Below are 20,154 nucleotides of genomic sequence, written 5' to 3' on the forward strand. Positions count from 1 at the left end.
CCGGGCCAGCTCTGGTAACCCGGGTCAGTTTTGGCGCGGCTGTTCCCAGCCCCGCATGCCGGCTGCCCGGCCGGCCTGGGGGCGGTGCCCCGTACGGTGTCCCTGCGGTGCGAACGGGACCACGCCGGTGTCCCGGCCGGGCGGGACGGCGCGGACAAACTTGGTGAGTTCCTTCCGGAGTACGTTCCAGCCAATGTCCGGATCATCGGGATAGGCGTTAGCCTCCGCTTGCCGCGCCGCTTCGACAGCCGCCACACCGGCATCCGTCAGCTCCACCTTCAGCTGGCGGCGGTCCGAGGTCCGGCGGGTCCTGGTGATGAGTCCTGTAGTTTCCAGGCGCGTGAGGACCCGGCCCAGCGTCTGGCTCTGGACCCTGATGGCGTCGGCAAGCTGTTCCTGGTTCAGTGGGCCCCCGGTGAGGCCTTCCAGTGCGATCACGGCCGCACGGGTGAGGCCAAGGGGGGCCAGTGCATCGTCCTGGCGCCGCTGGATCAGCCGCGCCGCCAAAGTGATCAGGCGGTAGCTGCTCCGGGCGTCCGGATCGAGATTGCTGGTCATCGGCCGCGGCCTTCCTATTGGTGGCGAATTGCTGGTCACCCTGCGTCGCTACACCCCTACAATAAGCATGCTTAGCAACATATTCGCAAGTAGGCTTACTATCCGCCCATCTCCGGGCCCTTGGAAAGGCCTGGTGAATAGAAAGCCGGACGGCCCGCCCCTTGCAATCGAAATGGGAAGTGTGCTTAGTATCTAATTAGTAACCTTGCTTACTAAGTCGCCAGCATTGCTGGTTCCTGATCGCCAGCTAACCCTTTCCGAAAGAGAGCGAAGATGACAGAGAACCAATGGCCCCAGACCCCGCACACTGCCAACGATCCGGCCATCGCCGATCACTACGGCGGAACCGAGCCAGCTCCCCAGCACGCCTCCTACCCATCCACTCCGGATGGCAACTCCAAGTCGCAGGCAGCGAAGGAAGAGGCCTCCAACGTCGCCGGTGAAGCGGCGTCCGCCGCCCAGGGGGTGGCCCAGACGGCGAAGGACGAGGCTGCGAACGTTGCGCATGAGGCGAAGGCCAATGCGCAGGACCTGCTGGGACAGGCGAAGTCAGGCCTGACCAGCCAGGCAGGCACGCAGCAGCAGAAGGCTGCCGAGGGCATCCGCAACATCTCCACCCAGCTGCACAGCATGGCCAGCGCCCCGGACCAGCAGGGCATGGCCAGTGACCTGGTCCGCCAGGCAGCGGAGCGCACCTCCTCGATGGCCACCTGGCTGGAAAACCGGGAACCGGGTGACCTCCTGAACGAGGTCCAACGCTTCGCCCGGAACAAGCCCGGGACCTTCCTGCTCCTGGCCGCCGGCGCCGGCGTCCTGGCCGGCCGCCTCACCCGCGGCCTCACCGCAGGCCCGCCCGAAGCGCAGGGGCAGGCGCGGTATTCCAGCCCTGCACAAGGTCCAGCCCAGCACCGCGCCGCGCAGTCACCGCCGGCAGCACCCCTGCACCAGGAGACCGTCTACGCCGCGGGCACCGACGACCTCTTCGATGAGCCCACCGTCCGCGGCTCCGCACCTGTGTCCACCAGCACCCTGCCGTCGGGGACTGCCGAGGAGACTCCCCTGCGCTTCGAAGACGACCCCTTCCGGGCCGAAGACGGTGTGTACACCGGTGAAGAAGCACCTGGAACCGACGGTACCTACGGCAGTGGCCGCCATGGCACGGGTGGTCTGTGATGAGCAGCCAGATACCGGAGCCGCCGCCCAGCGCGGCGCATGTGAAAGCGGATAACGCCTCGATCGGTGAACTCCTCGGGGACGTGACCCGTGACCTGTCCACCCTGATGCGCCAGGAAGTGGAACTGGCCAAGGCCGAACTCAAACAATCCACCTCCCGCGCGGGCAAAGGCGCCGGCATGCTCGCCGGCGCCGGCGTGGGCGGCCACTTCGTCCTGGTCTTCCTCTCCCTGGCCCTGATGTTCGCCCTCGGCGCCGTCATGGCACTGGGCTGGGCGGCGCTGATCGTCGCCGTGCTCTGGGCCATCATCGCCGCCGTCCTGGCCTCCATTGGCCGGAAGGAACTCAAACAGATCAAGGGCCTGCCCCAAACCGGGGAAACCCTCGCAGAAATACCCCCAACCCTAAAACCAGGTGAGGTAAACCGATGAGCGAAAACCCCGATGCCATCCGCGCAGACATAGAAGCCACCCGGGCCCGCCTGGGCACCAACGTCGACGCCGTGGCCGACAAAGTCACCCCGTCCAACATCGTCCACCGCCAAACCGACAAGGTCCGCGACGCCGTGACCGGGGTGAAGGAGAAAATCATGGGCGCAGCAGACCACGCCACCACCAAGGTCCACGACACCACCGCCACCGGGACCGGACACACCACCAACGCCCTAAACACCGCCGGCGACAACCTCCACCAGGCAGGAGACGCGGTCTCCGCGAAACTCTCCGACGCCGGCCAGGCCGTCTCCAACGCCCCGGACCAGGTCAAAGCCAAAACCGCCGGGAACCCCCTGGCCGCCGGGCTCATCGCGTTCGGCGCCGGTATGCTCCTGTCCTCCCTGATCCCCGCCAGCGAGAAGGAACGCGAAGCCGCGGACCAACTCAAAACCGCCGCCCAGCCCCTGGCAACCCAGGTCACCGACGCCGCCAAAACCATGGCCCAGGACCTCAAGGAACCCGCCCAGGAAGCCATGGACAACGTCAAAGCCACCGCCACCGACGCCGCCTACAACGTCAAAACCGAAGGCCAAAACGCCGCCACCGACGTCAAAGACCGCGCCACAGACGCCAAAGACAACATCCAAAACACCTAGTCCGCCAGCGTAAAACGGACTACAGCGAAGCCGGTTCTGCATGATGCGGGGCCGGCTTTGCCGCCGTTCGGGCCATCACCAACGGCCCGGGGGCTCTTAGGGGAGGCTAGCGCTTGCCCTTCTTGCGGGACCCCTTGCCGCGGCCCTTATCCGGGTTGGGGGCATAGCGCTGTGCCACCTTGGGCGCTTTCTTGGTGCCGGTGCCACGGCGGTCCGGCTTGGGTTCCTTCTTGACCTTCTGCGGCTGCGCGGAGGGCTGGCGGGAGCTCTGCGCGGTGCGGCCGCGGACCACGCCGATGAACTCCTCCAGCACGTCGTCCGTGGCCTCCGCAGGCCAGGCCAGGGCGATTTCGGTCCCCCCCGCCCCTGTAAGCCTGCGCGCCACCGTGTCTTTGACGTTGAAGTGCCGTGCCACTGACATCGGAAGGATCACCAGGCCGGCTCCGGAGGCCACCACCTGGAGGGCCGGATCCGGTCCGCCCAGGGTTGCAGGATCAAGGAAGGATTCCTGTGCGAGGTCGGCAAGCGCCACTTCCTCGAACACCGAGATCTCATGGCCTTTCGGGGCAACCACCACGGGCTGCTCCTCGTACAGCGGGATAACGCTGAGGCCTTCGCGCTCAATGGGAAGACGGACGAAGGCCATGTGCGCCCTGCCGTCGTCCAGCACGTCACGCTGCACGCCGTCGTCAACCATGAATGCTTCAAGGGGAATATCCGGCATCCGCTCTTCCCAGCGGCGGATCCACTTGCCCGGCGTCACCCCTGCCACGTACGCGATGCGCAACACGCGCTGGGCCGCATCGTCAGGGGTGGGCTGGCCATCGGGCGTGGGGGTATTGTCGGCGGGCACGTCTTCACAGTACCCGCCGCCCGGATACCCTTGAAGCATGACCTCTGCAAACTCCCAGTCCATGAAGCCGGCCACCGTTGCCAAGAAACTTGGCATCTACCTGCCGGCCACCCCGCAGGAGTTCCAGGATTCATCGATTACCCGCGAGGAATTTGCCGAACTCCAGGCCAACCCGCCGGAATGGCTTGCCGAACTCCGCCGCAACGGGCCGCACCCCCGCCCGGTGGTGGCGCAGAAGCTGAACGTTTCCATCAGCGGCCTGGCCCGCGGCGGCGTGGAGGAAGCGCTCACGACGGCGGAGATCACCGCGCTGCTGCAGGCGCCCCCGCAGTGGCTCGTCACCGAACGCGCCACGCACGCGGCCGTCCGCGCCGAGGCCCAGCGGGTCAAGGACGAGGCCGCGAAGAAGCAGGCCAAGAAGGACCGCGCCCAGGCCTGATTGCCAGCGCCTTAGTCCTGGTGGATTTGGACGTAGTTGCCGCAGCCGTCGTCGAACACGGCGCTGGTCCCGAATGAATCAGTGGTGGGCGGCGTCTTGAAACTCACCCCGGCGGCCATCAGCCGGTCATACTCCGCCTGGACATCGGGGACGCCGAACACGATGGCCGGAAGGCCGGCCTCGCGGACGGCGTTCATGTAACTGGCGCCGATGGGGTTGTCGCTGGGTTCCAGGAGCAGTCCCACCGAGCTGTCCCCCGCCCCCGGATCCTTAATGATGTACAGGTTGTACTCCGGCATGGCCATCAGGGTGTCGAAGCCGAGTGTGCCGGTGTAAAAGGCATGGGCGGCCGCGGGGTCCTGGACGTGGATGCTGCACATTTTGAGTCGCATGGTCCCACGGTACCGCCCATCGCCGTGACTCCCAGGCTGTGCGCCCCCCCTTTCGCAGCCATTGACGCTGTGCCCGGAAGACGGTCCAATGGAAAGACCAGCCCGGGCTTTCCGGCCGGGGCCATGGCTTAGTGGGGAATGGCGGGCGCGGGAGGTACAGGATGTCGATCTTGGCGGAGTCCCTGAACCAGGGGCTGCTTCACGGTGCATGGGCGGTCCTGCTGTGCGGTCCGGTGCTGGTTGCCACCGTCGCAGCCACCGTGTTCGTTGTACGACGCCGGTCCCTGGCGCCTGCAAGCGACGCAGCGCAGGTGCCCGACCAGCAGTTTTGGGACCTTTTCCTCGGGTCCTCCGTTGCCCTTCCTGCGCTCGTGATCCCGGCCCTGGTGTCGCCATGGGCGGGATTGGTGCTGGCCGCGGCAGCGGGCGCCTCCGGCATCGCCGCATACCGGGGCAGCCCCCGGATCCTGGCGTGGCGCGCGGGCCGAAGGGAGCAAAGGGAGCGGCTCTCCGCCCATCAAGCGGCCCGGATCCAGCATGAGGAGCTGATGCACCGGTGGCAGCGTTACGAACTGGATCCCGGCTTTAGCATCGACTATCCGGCCCTGACCGACGTACGGCTGCCGGAAACGTCCGCACTGATCAAGGCCATGCGGACCGCGGACCAGCTGCGGACAGCCTCGCACACGGGCTACCCGGCCGCCGTCGGAAGCCTGGCCGCCTCGCTGGCAGCGGCCGAGCAGGCGGCCGGAATTCCTGCAGCCCGGCCGGCCGAGCGGGCCGGCTGACGTTAACTGCTGTGTCGAAGGGGTTGGATTGCTTCCGAGGCCCGGCGATAGCATCCCAGGATGAAGCCTGAGGAACTGCCTGCCCATGACCAGTACGGCCGGCTCCTGGAGGACCGGGGAGTCTGGCGCCAAGCCACCACGCTGGCGGCTGCCGGTGAGCTGACGGCCCGGTGGCTGGAAGGTGGAAGTTCATACCAGCCTGGACATTTCGCCGCAGTCTTTGACGCAGAGACCAAACCCATCGCCGCCGCGCTGGCGGAGCTGAACCGCAACGGGCTGTTCACCAAGGAGTCCCAGCCGGGCATCCTTGGCGATGGTGCCGCGCAGCGCCAGTACGTGACCGGATTCTGCGGCGCCGAAACCGCGCGCGGCTTGCTGGCGCTGTCCACCCGGACTGAACTGGTCACCGTTGCCCACGCCCCTGGCGAAGCAAGCAGCGCCGCCATTGCGGTGACCGTTGCGGGAACGGAGATCGCCACGGTGCTGGGCTCCAGCGAGAATCCCGTGACGGACGGGCAGATCCAGGATTGGGCCGGGGAGACCAACGATTCGCTGGCCCTCCTGCTCGCTGATTCCTGGTACGTGGAGATCCTGGATCCCGTGTGGGGACGCAATGACGTGCTGCTGCCGGCCGTCCTAAAGGCATTGAAAAGGGCGGAGCAGCAGTAGCCGCCCCGCCCAAAGCCGGCGTTACAGCTCCACGGTGCCGCTTTCGCCAACGCTCATGCGGCTGTTCGTCACCTTGGACTTGACCCACTGCAGGACCGTTGCGGCAGTGCCGCCCGGACTGGTCCAGTACTCCGCCGAATCCGAGTCCACCCGGAGGAGGCAGACCTCGGGGGTGTCCGGACCGTCCGGGAACCATGCTTCGACAACCTGGTTCCACATCTCGTGGATCTTGGCGCGGTCGGTGACCACCTCGGCGGTCCCTGCAACGGAAACCCATTCGGTGTTCTTGCCGAAGGCGACGTTGACGCGGGGATCAGCCCGGACATGGGCAACCTGCGAGGTGCCGAGCCCGGTGAAGAACCACATGTCGCCGTCGTCCTTAACCTCCTGGACGGCCAGCGGGCGGCTGACGAGGGCGCCTTCTTCGTTGATGGTGGTGACCATACCGATCTTGGAATCGTTGATGATCTCAGTAACCTTGCTGATGCTCTGCGCGTCAGTCATGCCTCACCTCGTTCGTCGAAAGTAGGGGAAAGTCCCCGCCGCCAGCCTATTAGTAAGCATGCTTATTTACCAGCCGGATGCCACCGGAACTTTGGCCACCTCGGCGATGCGCGCGGCCGTGATGCGGCCCATGCGGATGGCGCCGTCCACGTGCTGGTAGCCTTCCGCCGCAAGGTCCGACGAGGACCAGTAGATCGGGCCGACCGGGGCATGCTGATCCCTGCCGTAGCGGTGGAGCCCTCCAAGGTCATAGCTGGCGGCGTAGGCGCCACGGGTCCATTCCTCGGAGCCCCAGTCGGACTCGTAGTAGACGTCAGGAGTGAGGGCCTCCTCGCCCAGGTAGCCCGCAATGGATTCCAGGATGGCCTTCCTGCGGTCCTCTGCGCTCAACTCGAAAACGGCATCGGCCTTTTCATCGGACACGAAGCCCACCAGGGTGCCCCGCTGGTCATCGAAGTTCGTATTGTCGTACACCTCCTGGACCAGGGCATCCGCGCCGAAGCCGGTGCCGGAGAGTCCCTTTTCCCGCCAGAACGGAGTGCTGTAGACGGCGTGCACCTTGATGACCAGGCCCAGGGACTGGTGCTGGTGCATTTGGTGCTGCCGGCGCGGCAGCGGCGGGTTGAAGGAGACGCGGGAGTAAAGGTTGGGCGGCACGGCCATGATGACGAAGCGGGCGTTGACCGTGGCACGGTCCGATTCGACGGTGACGCGGTGGCCGCCGTCCGCATCCGGCTCCCAATTGATGGTGCGGACCGGCGAACTGAGTACGACGTCGTCACCCAGTTCCTGCGCCTGCAGCAGGGACACCTGCTGCATCCCGCCAACCACGCGGCGGTCCAGGATGAAATCCTCGTCAGTCAGGTGGGTGAAGGATCCGGCCGAAGCGGCCATCAGGACCGCCTGCAGGGCAGAGAAGGAGTGTGCCGGCTTGGTGAGCATTCCGCCGGCGATGAACAGGCCAATGTTCCTGCAGGCTTCCTCGTTGGCCGAGTTCTGGCGGAGCCAGTGATGGAAGGAGATCGTGTCCAGTTCACGCGCCTTGGGGTGGGCCCATGGTTGCGTGGGTCCAACCTCCGCGGCGAGGCCATCCAGCAGTGCCACCAGCTGGTCCATTTCGACGGCGGTGTCCGGGTCCACGGGAAAGGTGTCACCCGTGTAGCGCACGGGTGTGCCGTCCGCGCCGATGTAGATGGATTCGCCTTCGCGGTAGCGCGGGTAGGTCTCCAGGCCCAGTTCCTGGAGCAGTTCCAGGAGGGCGGTCTGGTCCGGGGAGACCCACTGGCCGCCGATCTCGAGCATGGCTCCGTTCACGGTGTCGGTCCAGGTGCGGCCGCCCACCCTGTCGCGGGCCTCAAGCACGGCGACCGTGAGTCCGGCCTTCTTCAGTTCGCGGGCGGCGGTGAGTCCGGACGGCCCGGCTCCAACGACCACAACGTCGCGGTTCAGGTTCAGCATGATGTCCTCTCTGCGGCCCCAGGTGACGGGGACCATTAAATGAATGCCATTCATTTAGTAGGAACTATAGCCCGTGCCTGCCGGCAGGGGAAGTGCTGAATGGAATAATGCAGGGGACGACGACGGAAAGGGCAGGAATGCCGGCAGTATCAGCCGCACAGGGGCGCTCCACCAGCAATGGCGGAGCGCCGAGGAGGCGGGCGGGCCGGCCCTCGGCGGCAGTGCTGGACAAGGCAGGGATCACAACGGCCGCGCTGGAGCTGGTCGGACGCAAGGGATACGACGGACTGACCATGGCCGCCCTCGCCAGGGTGCTGGATGTGGCACCCTCCGCCCTCTACAACCACGTGGCATCCAAACAGGACGTGCTGCTGTTGGTGGAGGATCACCTGATGTCGCTGGTGGACGTCTCAGGCTTTGAGGGCGGCAGCTGGGAAGATGCCGTTCATACCTGGGCATGGAGCTATCGGGACGTCTTCGCCGAACACACTCCGCTCATTCCGGTCATTGCAGTGCTGCCGGTAACAGACGCCCCGCAGACCCTCGCCATGTACGAGACCGTCAGCAAGGGTTTTTCGGACGCCGGATTCCCGCAGGAGCGCATCATTCCTGCCATAGTGGCGCTGGAGTCCTTTATTTTCGGCTCTGCGTACGACGTTACGGCCCCGGAGGACATCTTCGATTCCGGGTCCATGGCCGGTTCCACGCCGTACTTCACTGCCGCCGTCCAAAGCTCGTCGGGGGCGCCCCGGGAGTCCTCCAGCCACCCCGAAGCCGGCCACCGCGACCATGGCCGGCAGGCGGATACCGCCTTTCAACTGGGCTTGGACGCACTGGTCTCCGGTCTGGCCGCGCTGCGCCGCTGAGATGCACGATTTGGCGCGCCGAGGCAGGTATCAGCATTCCCTCCCTCGTGGGGCCGCACCTTCCTACTATGGCGTGGGGCGAAGGAACGTTTCGCCAAAATAGGAGAAGACGTGCGGACAGGACAAGACCAACCGGCCGGGCCCCATGCGCAGCGGGGCGTGGCATCCACTGCGCCTGCCGCCGCCACTCCGCTGCTGACGTCGTCCGCCGCGCTGTGCTGGGGCCTGCAATTCGCTCTGCTGAACCCCGTCCTCGCACTGTTGCTCGTCGGTTTGTACGACGCCGGCCCGGCCGATGTCGGATGGGTCCTCGGCGTGTACAACGCCAGTGGGTTCGTCGCGGCGCTGGGCATACCGTCGTGGGCCGACAGGAGGAAGGACTACCTCCGGCCCCTCCTGGTGTGTGGAGCCCTTACCCTGGCCCTCGCCGGAACCCTCGCCATAACCACAGCCCTCCCGGTTGCGGTGGTAGCCCTCGTCGTCCTCGGCGGTCCCGCGGGCGTCGGAGTGTCCCTCCTGTTCGCCGATATGAAGCATGCCAAGGCTGCCCCTTCCGAGGTGATCAACACGCGCGCCATCGTGTCCTTCGCCTGGGTAGCGGGGCCGCCGCTGGCCACCTTCATCATGGCCGCCCTGGGAAACCGTGCGATCCTTCCGGTGCTGGCTGTCATCGCCTTCCTCAACATGGCCACCACCGCGGGCATGATCGCCAAGCGACGCGCAGCAAAGAGTATGGATCCGGACCCGGATCCCACGCTCCACGCCACCGGGCAACCGGTCAGCCGCACGGCCGTTGTCCTCATTGTCAGCGGCTTCGTGGCACTCCAGGCGACCAACAGTGCTGCGGTATCGGTCATGAGCCTCTTCGTCACCGAACGCCTCGGGCTCCCGCTGATATGGTCAGGCGTCGCGCTGGGAATCTCCGCCCTGCTGGAGATTCCTGCACTGCTTATTATCGGAAGGCTGAGCCGCCGGTTCTCAAGCCAGGCAATCCTCGCGACCGGCTGCGTCGCCGGCGTGGCCTATTACGCTGCCATGACCGTATTGACGGGACCCGTGCTGCTGATCGCCGTCCAACCGCTCAACGCTTGGTTCTTTGGAACCGTTGCAGGCATTGGACTGACCTTGTTCCAGGACCTTATCCCTGGGCCCGGGCTCGCGTCCGGTTTGTTCACCAACACCAGGCGCATCGGAGCGATTGTCTCCGGTGTGATCATCGCGGCCGGCCCGGGCCTCGGCCTTGGATACCAGGGCGTGTTCGGCATCTGCGCCGTCGCGGCTTTCGCGGCGCTCATCCTCATTGGACTGTCGCGTGGGACGGCTCCGAAGGCCTGACCTGGCCCATTCGGCACTTCTTGTAATACAAGTTTTGTACTTGTATCCTTTGTTGGTGGGCGAAGGAGCCCCGCGCCGCCACTAGGAGAATCCATGAGCACTGTCGACCTGATCCGGCACGTGAAGCTGTCCACCGCCCGACTCCCCCTCGCCGTTCCCATCAGTGACGCCAAGGTCTTCACCGGCCGGCAGAAGCCCATGACTGAGGTGGTCTTCCTGTTCGCCGAGATCACCAGCGAACTGGGCCATTCAGGGATTGGCTTCAGCTACTCCAAGCGGGCCGGCGGACCGGCCCAGTATGCGCATGCCAAGGAAGTTGCCGAAGGCCTCATCGGGGAAGACCCGAATGACATCGCCAGGATCTATACCAAGCTGCTTTGGGCAGGCGCATCCGTGGGACGCTCAGGCGTCGCCACCCAGGCCCTCGCCGCCGTCGACATCGCTTTGTACGATCTCAAAGCGAGGCGCGCCGGCCTGCCGCTGGCAAAGTTCCTCGGCTCCTACCGGGACTCCGTGCGGACCTACAACACCTCGGGCGGTTTCCTGAACGCCACCCTGGACGAGGTCAAAGCACGCGCCACGCAGTCCATCGAGGAAGGCATCGGCGGCATCAAAATCAAGGTGGGCCTGCCCGATTCTGCCGAGGACCTCCGCCGCGTGGCCGGCATCCGGGAACACATCGGCTGGGATGTCCCGCTGATGGTGGACGCCAACCAGCAGTGGGACCGCGCCACGGCCCTGCGCATGGGCCGCAGGCTCGAGGAGTTCAACCTCATCTGGATCGAGGAGCCCCTGGACGCCTACGACTTTGAGGGCCATGCCCACCTGGCACAGGTGCTGGACACTCCCATCGCCACCGGCGAGATGCTCGCGTCCGTGGCCGAACACAAGGGCCTCATTGCCGCCGACGGCTGTGACATCATCCAGCCGGATGCCCCCCGCGTCGGCGGCATCACCCAGTTCCTCCGCCTTGCTGCCCTGGCGGATGAGCGCGGCCTGGGGCTGGCCCCGCACTTCGCCATGGAAATCCATTTGCACCTTGCTGCTGCCTATCCGCGCGAGCCGTGGGTGGAGCACTTCGACTGGTTGGATCCGCTGTTCAACGAGCGCCTCGAAACCAAGGACGGGCGCATGATCGTCCCGGACCGCCCCGGCCTCGGCGTCACCCTCAGCGGGCAGGCCCGTGCCTGGACCACTGAGAGCGTGGAATTCGGCGCCTAACCCCGACGCCGTAACCTTGAGCCATGAGCCGGAACCTCACCGCGGACCTCGCCGCTGACCTTCGCACCCGCATCGTTGACGGCGTGATCCAGCCGGGTGGGAAGCTGCCCAGTGAAAACACCCTGATCAGTGAGTTCGGCGTTAGCCGGACGGTAGTCCGCGCAGCCCTGACGCGCCTCCAGGCCGAAGGTCTCGTGGAAACCGAACGGGGACGGGGCAGCTTCGCGCTCACGCCGCCGTCGGACGGCCCGCTGGCAGTGCCGGGTGTCCGGCCTGTGGCCACCACGGAGGACAGGCTGCACCTGCTGGCTTTCCGTATGGGTGTTGAGACCGAAGCGGCCGCCCTGGCTGCCCGGAACCGTACGGACAGGCAGCTGCGGGCGGTCGGCACGGCACTGGAGGCCTTCACCGAAAGCGCAGGCCACCCCGCCCATGCCATGAAATCGGATTTCGAATTCCACCGGGCGGTGGCGGCAGCCTCCGGCAACCCCTATTACTCCGATTGCCTGGCTGCGCTGGGGCAAACAATGATTGCCATGCCGCGGACCCGCCTGATGACCGGCGTCGAGCATTACGCCCGGGACCATTTCGACCAGGTGGTCCAGGAGCACCGGTCCATCCTTGAGGCGATCACCGATGGCGACGAAGCTGCCGCGGCGGCAGCGATGCGCAGCCACCTGGCCAACTCACGACGCCGGTTCAAGGCTTCGGCACGCCTGTCCACACGGCAGGACGCTTCGCCGTCGGATTCCTAGGGTTGTTCGCGCATCCGGTCTATATAGGGACGGATCCGCGAACCAGCCCATGATTGGCCAGGAACGCAGAAGAGCCCCGGTCCTAAGACCGGGGCTCTTCTGTTGCGTGCGCGAGGGGGGATTTGAACCCCCACGCCCTTTCGGACACTGGCACCTGAAGCCAGCGCGTCTGCCGTTCCGCCACTCGCGCGCAATTTCCTCCACTCGGCCGTTTCGGTTTCCCGTTCCGCGCCTCGTAAAAGCAGCGAGATCAAGCATAACGGACAGATGCCGCAAATTACCAATCGGCCGAACGGCGCCCTCCCATAAGCCACCTGGGCCGCAATTAATACGCGTGGAAGCAGGTAATTTCCGGACGGCAACCGCACCGGGATGGCCGCCTCACAGCCGCCAAGGACAACCACCCTTCCGAACTTTTGCCGGCGCCCGGCCGTTGTTGATTAAGGTCATTCGCAGGGCTGGCCATTAGTATCGGATGTAGGAGTGGCCACTTCCGGCGGGCATCCCCGTGCAGCGGTGGACTGCCCCGCAGATGATGGCCGGCAACAACTACTGCCCCGGAGCCGGGGGGAAAGGAGAAGCACCATGGGCCTGCTGGACAAGGTTGAACGTGGCATTGAAAAGGCCGTCCGCGGCGTCTTCTCCACCGGTTCCAAAGCCCAGGTCGAGCCGGTGGAGATCGCCAGCCGGCTCCGCCGCGAGGTGGACCACAAGGCCCTCACCGTGGCCGCCGGACGTACGTTGGTGCCCAATGTCTTCGACGTCCAGCTCAGTGACGATGACTTCGGCAGGGCGCAGGAATGGGGCACGCCCCTGGCCGAAGAACTCTGCGACGTCGTCATCAACCACGTCCGCAGCCAGGGCTACACCCTCCAGGGTCCCGTCCGCATTTCGTTCCGCCGCGACGCGGAACTTCGGGCCGGCGACTTCGAAATCGCTTCCTCGACAGAGAAGTCCCAGGGTTCCGGAGCCGCCCAGTCCAGGCCCAACGTCCCGGCGGCTCCGAGCCGGCAGCCGGTCAGGCTCCAGCCGGTTCTGGATATTGACGGGCAGCGGTACTCGCTGAACGCCCCGTCCATCGTCCTGGGCCGGTCATCCGAGGCAGACATCCTCATCGAAGACACGGGCGTTTCGCGGCGCCACCTGGAGATCCGCACGGAGAACGGAGTCACCAGCGCCGTTGACCTGGGGTCCACCAACGGCAGCTATGTCAACGGCCAAAAGGTCTCCGGAAGCACCGAACTCACTGACGGCTCCACCATCACGATGGGACGGACAAAGATCATCTTCCGCCTGCTTCCTGCCAACCAGGGTGGCCACGCATGAGCGACCTCACCATCACGGCGCTGCGGTTCGGTTTCCTGCTGCTCCTTTGGGTCCTGATCTTCAGCATCGTCTCCGCCATGCGCCGGGACCTGATGCTGGGCCGCAAGGCTGCAGCTGGCGCACCCACAGCCCGCCAGCTCCGGCGTAACCCCGAACTGGCCGAAACGCCTCCGCAGCCCGTGAAACAGCAGGCCCGGCAGCTGGTGGTGCTGGAAGGACCGCTCAAGGGCAGGACCCTCCCACTGGCAGCGAGCCCCATCCTGCTGGGACGCGCGCAGGAAGCCACCCTGGTCCTCGAGGACGATTACGCCTCCGGCCGCCATGCCAGGCTCTTCCCCCAGGGAAGCCGCTGGTTCATCGAGGATCTTGGCTCCACCAACGGAACCTACCTGGGAGACCAGCAACTTACCCGTGCCCTGCCTGTCGAGCCAGGGGTACCCGTGAGGATCGGCAAGACGGTCATTGAATTGAGGCCGTAACCGTGGCCGTTCCCGAAAACCCCGCAACCGGCTCCAGCCCGGCGCAGCGGCCTCTCATCATGCGCTTCGCCGCGCGGTCGGATGTCGGCCGGATACGTGCCAAGAATGACGACTCCGCCTACGCCGGCCGGCACCTTGCCGTCGTCGCGGACGGCATGGGAGGACATGCGGGCGGCGACGTCGCCTCGGCCGCAACCGTCCTGGACATGATCCACCTGGACAGCCCGGACCATGGTGACGATGCCGGAACGGTCCTGGCGGACGAGATCCAGACCGCCAATTCCCTCCTCTCCGAGCTGGTGCACATCAACCCGAAGCTTGCGGGCATGGGTACCACCGTCACCGCCCTCCTGCTGGCCAACGGCAAGCTGCACTTCGCCCACATCGGCGATTCACGCGCTTACCGGCTCCGCGACGGTGAATTCAAGCAGGTCAGCGTGGACCACACCTTCGTCCAGCGGCTTATCGACGAAGGCCGGCTGCGGCCTGAAGAAGCCGAAACGCACCCCCACAAGAACGTCCTCATGCGCGTCCTTGGCGATGTCGACGCCAGCCCCGAACTGGACCTGGACACCCTCGATGCCCGGCCCGGGGACCGCTGGCTGTTGTGCTCCGACGGCCTGAACTACGTTGCCGCGCATGCCGTGGAGCGGACGGTCCGCGAAACCCACAACCTGCATGAATGCGCCGAAACCCTTGTTGAGCTGACCCTCGAGGCCGGTTCCCCTGACAACGTCACCGTGGTCATGGTGGACATCGTGGAGGAAACGCCCGACGACGTCAGCACGGCCGCCGTCGAAATCATCCCTCCCGTGCAGGGCAGCAAGCCCGCTGCCGCGGCAGCCGCCGCGAACGAGCCCAAGGAAACCCACGCCCCCAAACCCGGGGATGCCACTCCCGGCTCCGGGCCAGCCAAGGAACCGCAGGATGGCAACGCCGCCAACGCCCCTCAGGCCGAGTCCGGCAGCACCGACCCCCATCTTGGCGAACACCTCTCTGCCGAGGTCCTGCGGGAGGAACTCGCCTCCCGCCCCCACGAGCTGGTGGGTGCCGCCGCTGCTGCCGCGGAGTCCGGCTCCATCCCCACGGTGGCAGGCCGGACCGTGGCCCGCCGGGCCGCCACGCTCCTCACCCACAAGGCGGAACCGGCGGACGGAGAGGACGCGCTGCCGGCGCTGCGTCCCCGCCGCTGGCTGACCTGGTCCATCGCGGCCGCCGTACTGGTTGTGGTGGCAGTGGGCCTCTGGCTCGGCTACGCCTGGACCCAGACCCGGTACTACGTGGGCGAGTTCGATTCCCGTGTGGCCATCTACAACGGCGTGTCCCAGCGGCTGGGTCCCATCCAGCTGTCCTCCCTTGAAGCGGTGACGGACATCCGGATGGATTCCCTTCCACCCTTCTCGCAGCAGCGGGTCCGCCAGACGGTCCCTGCCAATGACCTGTACGACGCACAGCGCATCGTCAAGAACCTGGAGCTGACCGGGACCACGTCCCCCGAGGAGGAATGCCCCAAGGTGTCCGCTTCCCCGACACCGGCCCCGGGCAGCGCACCTCCGGCCACCGCGGCAGCCCCGCCGCCGGCAACCGATGCGTCCGCGCCTGCCCCTGCACCGCCGGCCCCGTCCCCCTCACCCACTCCGACCATCACCTGCGAGGCGGCCAAATGAGCCAGGTAAGCACCATGCCCAAGCCTCGCCGCAACGTCGAACTGGCATTGCTGCTGGTGGCCCTCGCCGTCGGCATCGGCGCCAACATGATGGTAGGCGTGGACCAGGAAAAGGCCTTCGACTCCGACTTCTGGTTCCAGTCGAGCCTCCTGGCAGTGGCCGCGCTCGTTTTCCACGGCGTCCTGCGTTTCCGGGCGAAATATGCCGATCCAGTAATACTCCCGATTGTGATCGCACTGAACGGCTTGGGCCTGGCGATGATCCACCGCCTGGACGCTCCCGGCGAGGACACGGGGAACAACCAGCTCCGGTGGACCCTCATTGCCATGGCCGTGGCCATCGCGGTGGTGTTCTTCCTCAAGGACCACCGCATCCTCCGGCGGTTCACCTTCATTTCGCTGGCGGCTTCGGCTCTTTTGCTGATCCTGCCGCTTGTCCCGGGAATCAGCGCCGGGGAAATCCTGGGCGCCCGGGTGTGGATCCGGTTCGGCTCGATGACGTTCCAGCCGGGCGAGGTCGCCAAGATTACGCTGGCTATATTCTTTGCCGGGTATCTTTCGTCCAACCGTGACCTGATCCTGCTTGCGGGCCGCAAGATCGGCCCCATGCAGTTCCCGCGGTTCAAAGACATGGGGCCCATGGTCACGGCCTGGCTGGTCAGTATCGGTGTGCTGGTGTTCCAGCGCGACCTGGGCTCGTCCCTGCTGTTCTTCGGCCTGTTCATCGTGATGATCTACGTGGCCACCAGCCGGATCAGCTGGGTGGTGATCGGACTGGCGCTGATCCTGGGCGGCGGCTTCGTGGCGGCACAGGTCTTTTCCCATGTGCAGCAGCGCGTCTACGGCTGGCTCAACGCCTTCTCCCCCGATGTCTATGAGAACGGCAGCCGGCAAGTCATCGAGGGCCTGTTCGGCATGGCCAACGGCGGGCTGGTGGGTACCGGCCTTGGCCAGGGCCGTCCGGACCTGGTCCCGTTCGCCAACAGCGACATGATCATCGCCTCGCTGGGCGAAGAACTGGGACTGATCGGGCTGTTCGCCATCGTGCTGCTCTACCTGCTGTTCGTAACGCGCGGTTTCCGGGCAGCCCTGGGCACCCGCGACGCGTTCGGAAAGCTCCTCGCCTGCGGCCTGTCCCTCGCCGTGGCCCTCCAGTGCTTCGTGGTGATCGGCGGCGTCACGCGCCTCATTCCCCTGACCGGGCTTACCACCCCGTTCCTGGCGGCCGGCGGGTCGTCCCTCCTGGCCAACTGGATCATCGTGGGGCTGCTCCTGTTGATTTCCCACGCTGCGCGCGGGCCGGTGGATACAACCCCGCTCCCACCCGCCGGGGCGGCGGCGGCAAACGGCATTGACACTCCAACCGAGGCGGTGAAGCAGGCATGAACCAGGCAATTCGACACTCATGGGTAGCGGCAGTTGCCATGTTTGCGCTGCTCTTCGGCGCCATCAGTTATGTGCAGGTGGTGGGCGCCGACGACCTCAAGACCAATCCGCTGAACCAGCGCGCCATCCTGCAGAACTACTGCAACGACCGCGGTGCCATCATCGTGGGCGGCACTCCCGTGGCTGAGTCGGCGGAAACCGGTTCGGAGACGTGCAAATTCCAGCGGACCTATCCGCAGCCGGAACTCTACGCCGGCATCACCGGCTACTTCTCGAAGAATTACGGAGCCACGGGCCTCGAGCAGACCATGGGCGCCGAGCTGGCAGGGAACTCCGACCAACTCTTCCTTGACCGGGTGGGCCAGCTCTTCCTGGGAAACCAGCCCAAGGGTGCGTCGGTGGAACTCACCATCGATCCGCAGATCCAGCAGCTTGCCTACAGCCTGATCCCGGACGGCCAGCGCGGTTCGATCGTGGTCACCAACCCCAAGACCGGTGCCATCCTGGCGATGGCGTCCAAGCCTTCCTACAACCCCAACCTGGTGGCCACGCAGGACGCAGCCGCGGAACGGGCCAACATCAACGAGTTGGTCAAGGTCCCTGGCATCAACCTGAACCAGAACGTCAGTGGTCCCACCGGCGAACTCCTCGCCCCGGGTTCGGTCTTCAAGCTCGTGGATACGGCCGCGGCCTTGGCATCGGGGAAGTACAACAAGGACAGCGTCCTGCCGAACCCTGCGGAGATGCCCTTTGACGGCATCCAGTACAAGCTGCCCAACTACGCCGGGGGCAACTGCTACACCAGGGACACCGCCAGCTTCGCCTTCGCCCTGCAGCAGTCCTGCAACACGCCGTTCGCCAGCATCGCCCTGGACCTGGGCCGCGACGCCATCGCCGCCCAGGCAAAGAAGTTCGGGTTCGGCGAAGACGTGGGAGGCCTGCTGAAGCTGGGGCATGCAGCGGGAAACGGGTTCCCTGACAACCTGGACAAGCCCGGGCTCGCCCAGTCCGCCATCGGCCAGAAGGATGTCCGGGTCACGCCGCTGCAGGTCAATATGATGACGAACGCCATCGCCAACGGCGGCGCCCAGATGGCGCCAAGCCTCGTCAAGACCCTCCGGTCCCCGGACCTGCGCGTCATTGACGAGCCGCAGCCCTCGCAGCTCAGGACGTCCACCACCCCGGAAATCGCCAAGCAGATCACCGAATGGATGACCAGCGTGGTGACTGACGGGATTGCCAAGGGCGCCGCCGTCCCGGGCGTCCAGGTCGCAGGCAAGACCGGCACCGCCGAACTCGGAAACGGAACCAACAATTCGTGGTTTACCGGATTCGCCCCCGCTGACAACCCGAAGGTCAGCGTCACGATCGTCATGGAAGGCGTAGACATCTACGCGGGAGCAAAGCTGACCAGTCCCAACGCGAAGAAGATTTTTGAGGCGGTGTTGAATAAGTGAGGCCTACAACGGGAATCACCCTCGGCGGCAGATTCCAGCTGACCACGCGGATTGCGATCGGTGGCATGGGGGAAGTGTGGAAGGCCAAAGACCTCGTCCTGGGCCGCATCGTCGCCATTAAGGTGCTGAAGGAGGAGTACACCGGTGACCCCGGCTTCCTCCAGCGGTTCCGCGCTGAGGCACGCCACACCGCGCTGCTGAACCACGTCGGCATTGCCAACGTCTTCGACTACGGCGAAGAGGAGGGCTCGGCCTACCTGGTCATGGAGCTGGTCCCGGGCCAGCCGCTGAGCAGCATCATTGAACACGAACAGGTGCTTTCGCCGGACCGTACGTTGTCGATCATCGCGCAGACCGCCCGCGCCCTGGCCGTCGCTCACGCCCAGGGCCTGGTCCACCGCGACGTCAAGCCTGGCAACCTCCTGATCACCCCCGACGGGAGGGTCAAGGTCACCGACTTCGGCATCGCCCGACTCGCCGACCAGGTGCCGCTCACCCAGACCGGGCAGGTCATGGGAACCGCGCAGTACCTGGCGCCCGAGCAGGCAACGGGACAGACCGCCACCGGTTCCTCGGACATCTACTCCCTCGGCGTTATTGGCTACGAGTGCCTCAGCGGCCACCGCCCGTTCTCGGGTGAATCCCAGATCGCCATTGCCCTGGCCCAAGTGAACGACGCCCCGCCGCCGCTTTCTGAAAGCCTGCCCGCGCCGGTCCGGGCGCTCCTGATGTCCATGCTGGCAAAGGACCCCAAGGACCGGCCGGCGAACGCCATCAAGCTCGCCGAAGCAGCGGAGGCCATCCGCAACGGGGACGTCGGTGCCGCCCGCGCCGCGGTGCCCGGCATGCTGCTTTTCGACGCGGCGACGGGACCCATCACGGCTCCTGTTGACACCGCCACCGCCCCCACCGGCGTGATTGGCACGCAGCGGGATTCTGCGCCCACCGCCACGTCGGCACTGCCGGTGATGGGTGCGGGCGCAGCAGGTGCGGCCGCAGCCATGGCTGCCGGCGCCCACGGTGCATCCGCGGACGGCGCGGAGCGGGCGCAGGGCCCGCTGGCCCGCGCCAACGCCTTGGCTGCCGAGCGGAACTGGGACCAGGAGGAGGAAACGTACGACGACGGGCCCTCCGACGAGCCCCGGCGCAAGGGCCGCAGCCCCTGGACCTGGCCTCTGGTCGCCTTGATCCTGTTGCTGCTCTTCGCCCTGGTGGGCTTCCTCCTGAACCAGGCAGGACTCTTCTCGCCGGCCGGGAACCCCGGCTCCAGCGCCACTGCCAGCAGCGCACCGCCGTCGTCCGCGACCCCCACGCGGACCACCCAGTCGGCTACACCGACGCCGACGCGCAACACTCCAACACCAACACCCACCACGCAGCCCACCCAGGCCACCGTCAACGTCATTCCGGCGGCGTACCTCGGCAAGGACTACCGGCAGGTCCAGGCTGCGCTTGCAGGCATGGGGCTGCAGGTGACCGTCGTTCCGCAGGAGAGCAGCACGGAGACGCCCGGAACGGTGCTGGAACTCAACCCCACCGGAGCGGTGCCCAAGGGTTCGCTGATCACCGTCGTCTACGCGACCGCTCCCAGCCCTGCGCCCACCACCGCAGCACCGACCCCTGCCCCCACGTCGTCCGCGCCCGTGGCCGGACCGACGCCCATCTCGCCCCTGGCAACCTGCGCGGCCGGCCAAACGCCCGGGACGCCCCCTACCTGCGCACCCTGATCTCGGGACCAG

General features: G+C 66.2%; 21 protein-coding genes and 1 tRNA gene. 16 read left to right on the top strand and 6 right to left on the bottom strand.

Annotated features, from left to right (window positions below; translation table 11 throughout):
- Positions 1-24 precede the first annotated feature (24 nt).
- Positions 25-558 carry a MarR family winged helix-turn-helix transcriptional regulator gene (locus NIBR502771_RS05050; protein ID WP_141158768.1) on the bottom strand — a complete coding sequence of 178 codons (534 nt, stop codon included), beginning with the start codon at positions 556-558 and terminating at the stop codon, positions 25-27.
- Between the two features lie 273 nt (positions 559-831).
- On the opposite strand from NIBR502771_RS05050, the gene NIBR502771_RS05055 reads away from it, so the two are divergent.
- Genes NIBR502771_RS05055 through NIBR502771_RS05065 form a run of 3 tightly spaced genes read left to right on the top strand, consistent with a single transcriptional unit; the run spans position 832 to position 2,821 of the window.
- Complete coding sequence (locus NIBR502771_RS05055; RefSeq protein WP_141158769.1) at positions 832-1,731, top strand: hypothetical protein; 900 nt, start codon at positions 832-834, stop codon at positions 1,729-1,731.
- On the top strand, positions 1,731-2,162 hold the full coding sequence (locus NIBR502771_RS05060) for a phage holin family protein (RefSeq protein ID WP_141158388.1): 432 nt from the start codon (positions 1,731-1,733) through the stop codon (positions 2,160-2,162). The genes NIBR502771_RS05055 and NIBR502771_RS05060 overlap by 1 nt, the downstream gene beginning before the upstream one ends.
- Positions 2,159-2,821: a DUF3618 domain-containing protein gene (locus tag NIBR502771_RS05065; RefSeq protein ID WP_141158770.1), complete on the top strand. Its 663-nt coding sequence runs from the start codon at positions 2,159-2,161 to the stop codon at positions 2,819-2,821. The genes NIBR502771_RS05060 and NIBR502771_RS05065 overlap by 4 nt, the downstream gene beginning before the upstream one ends.
- Positions 2,822-2,927: 106 nt before the next feature.
- On the opposite strand, the gene NIBR502771_RS05070 is transcribed toward NIBR502771_RS05065, so the two are convergent.
- Positions 2,928-3,749 carry a LysR family substrate-binding domain-containing protein gene (locus NIBR502771_RS05070; protein ID WP_246839815.1) on the bottom strand — a complete coding sequence of 274 codons (822 nt, stop codon included), beginning with the start codon at positions 3,747-3,749 and terminating at the stop codon, positions 2,928-2,930.
- Here NIBR502771_RS05070 and NIBR502771_RS05075 point away from each other — a divergent pair.
- Positions 3,712-4,113 (top strand): DUF5997 family protein, encoded by a 402-nt coding sequence (locus NIBR502771_RS05075; protein ID WP_141158771.1) that lies wholly within the window; start codon positions 3,712-3,714, stop codon positions 4,111-4,113. The two genes, NIBR502771_RS05070 and NIBR502771_RS05075, sit on opposite strands and share 38 nt — an antisense overlap.
- Before the next feature lie 11 nt (positions 4,114-4,124).
- On the opposite strand, the gene NIBR502771_RS05080 is transcribed toward NIBR502771_RS05075, so the two are convergent.
- The gene (locus tag NIBR502771_RS05080) at positions 4,125-4,505 is read right to left on the bottom strand and encodes a VOC family protein (protein ID WP_141158772.1); all 381 of its coding nucleotides are present in this window, start codon (positions 4,503-4,505) and stop codon (positions 4,125-4,127) included.
- Between the two features lie 161 nt (positions 4,506-4,666).
- Here NIBR502771_RS05080 and NIBR502771_RS05085 point away from each other — a divergent pair, with 161 nt between their 5' ends.
- Together NIBR502771_RS05085 and NIBR502771_RS05090 are read left to right on the top strand one after the other, a co-directional pair.
- On the top strand, positions 4,667-5,293 hold the full coding sequence (locus NIBR502771_RS05085; protein ID WP_141158773.1) for a hypothetical protein: 627 nt from the start codon (positions 4,667-4,669) through the stop codon (positions 5,291-5,293).
- A gap of 60 nt (positions 5,294-5,353) precedes the next feature.
- Complete coding sequence (locus NIBR502771_RS05090; protein WP_141158774.1) at positions 5,354-5,962, top strand: hypothetical protein; 609 nt, start codon at positions 5,354-5,356, stop codon at positions 5,960-5,962.
- Positions 5,963-5,983: 21 nt separating this feature from the next.
- On the opposite strand, the gene NIBR502771_RS05095 is transcribed toward NIBR502771_RS05090, so the two are convergent.
- Both NIBR502771_RS05095 and NIBR502771_RS05100 read right to left on the bottom strand, forming a co-directional pair.
- Positions 5,984-6,466 (bottom strand): pyridoxamine 5'-phosphate oxidase family protein, encoded by a 483-nt coding sequence (locus tag NIBR502771_RS05095; RefSeq protein ID WP_141158775.1) that lies wholly within the window; start codon positions 6,464-6,466, stop codon positions 5,984-5,986.
- Between the two features lie 66 nt (positions 6,467-6,532).
- A complete protein-coding gene (locus NIBR502771_RS05100) occupies positions 6,533-7,924 on the bottom strand; it encodes an NAD(P)/FAD-dependent oxidoreductase (RefSeq protein WP_141161421.1) in 1,392 nt (463 codons plus the stop codon).
- Between the two features lie 137 nt (positions 7,925-8,061).
- Here NIBR502771_RS05100 and NIBR502771_RS05105 point away from each other — a divergent pair, with 137 nt between their 5' ends.
- From NIBR502771_RS05105 to NIBR502771_RS05120, 4 genes are all read left to right on the top strand, one after another.
- The gene (locus NIBR502771_RS05105) at positions 8,062-8,790 is read left to right on the top strand and encodes a TetR/AcrR family transcriptional regulator (RefSeq protein ID WP_246839816.1); all 729 of its coding nucleotides are present in this window, start codon (positions 8,062-8,064) and stop codon (positions 8,788-8,790) included.
- 111 nt (positions 8,791-8,901) lie between these two features.
- Complete coding sequence (locus NIBR502771_RS05110; RefSeq protein ID WP_246839817.1) at positions 8,902-10,125, top strand: MFS transporter; 1,224 nt, start codon at positions 8,902-8,904, stop codon at positions 10,123-10,125.
- Between the two features lie 93 nt (positions 10,126-10,218).
- The gene (locus NIBR502771_RS05115; protein ID WP_141158777.1) at positions 10,219-11,346 is read left to right on the top strand and encodes a mandelate racemase/muconate lactonizing enzyme family protein; all 1,128 of its coding nucleotides are present in this window, start codon (positions 10,219-10,221) and stop codon (positions 11,344-11,346) included.
- Between the two features lie 23 nt (positions 11,347-11,369).
- Positions 11,370-12,101: a FadR/GntR family transcriptional regulator gene (locus NIBR502771_RS05120; protein ID WP_141158778.1), complete on the top strand. Its 732-nt coding sequence runs from the start codon at positions 11,370-11,372 to the stop codon at positions 12,099-12,101.
- Positions 12,102-12,208: 107 nt separating this feature from the next.
- On the opposite strand, the gene NIBR502771_RS05125 is transcribed toward NIBR502771_RS05120, so the two are convergent.
- Positions 12,209-12,291 (bottom strand) — tRNA-Leu (locus NIBR502771_RS05125).
- A gap of 395 nt (positions 12,292-12,686) precedes the next feature.
- On the opposite strand from NIBR502771_RS05125, the gene NIBR502771_RS05130 reads away from it, so the two are divergent.
- Genes NIBR502771_RS05130 through NIBR502771_RS05155 form a run of 6 tightly spaced genes read left to right on the top strand, consistent with a single transcriptional unit; the run spans position 12,687 to position 20,142 of the window.
- On the top strand, positions 12,687-13,427 hold the full coding sequence (locus NIBR502771_RS05130) for a DUF3662 and FHA domain-containing protein (protein WP_141158779.1): 741 nt from the start codon (positions 12,687-12,689) through the stop codon (positions 13,425-13,427).
- Positions 13,424-13,906, top strand: coding sequence for an FHA domain-containing protein (locus NIBR502771_RS05135; protein WP_141158780.1), 483 nt, complete (start codon positions 13,424-13,426; stop codon positions 13,904-13,906). The genes NIBR502771_RS05130 and NIBR502771_RS05135 overlap by 4 nt, the downstream gene beginning before the upstream one ends.
- Positions 13,907-13,908: 2 nt before the next feature.
- Positions 13,909-15,573 (top strand): PP2C family serine/threonine-protein phosphatase, encoded by a 1,665-nt coding sequence (locus tag NIBR502771_RS05140; RefSeq protein WP_141158781.1) that lies wholly within the window; start codon positions 13,909-13,911, stop codon positions 15,571-15,573.
- On the top strand, positions 15,570-16,958 hold the full coding sequence (locus NIBR502771_RS05145) for an FtsW/RodA/SpoVE family cell cycle protein (protein ID WP_141158782.1): 1,389 nt from the start codon (positions 15,570-15,572) through the stop codon (positions 16,956-16,958). The genes NIBR502771_RS05140 and NIBR502771_RS05145 overlap by 4 nt, the downstream gene beginning before the upstream one ends.
- On the top strand, positions 16,955-18,415 hold the full coding sequence (locus tag NIBR502771_RS05150; RefSeq protein ID WP_141158783.1) for a penicillin-binding protein 2: 1,461 nt from the start codon (positions 16,955-16,957) through the stop codon (positions 18,413-18,415). The genes NIBR502771_RS05145 and NIBR502771_RS05150 overlap by 4 nt, the downstream gene beginning before the upstream one ends.
- Positions 18,412-20,142, top strand: a complete 1,731-nt coding sequence (locus NIBR502771_RS05155; protein WP_141158784.1) for a protein kinase — start codon at positions 18,412-18,414, stop codon at positions 20,140-20,142. Before NIBR502771_RS05150 ends, NIBR502771_RS05155 begins: the two co-directional genes overlap by 4 nt.
- Positions 20,143-20,154 lie beyond the last annotated feature (12 nt).

The sequence above is a fragment of the Pseudarthrobacter sp. NIBRBAC000502771 genome, from assembly GCF_006517215.1.
Lineage (GTDB): Bacteria > Actinomycetota > Actinomycetes > Actinomycetales > Micrococcaceae > Arthrobacter > Arthrobacter niigatensis.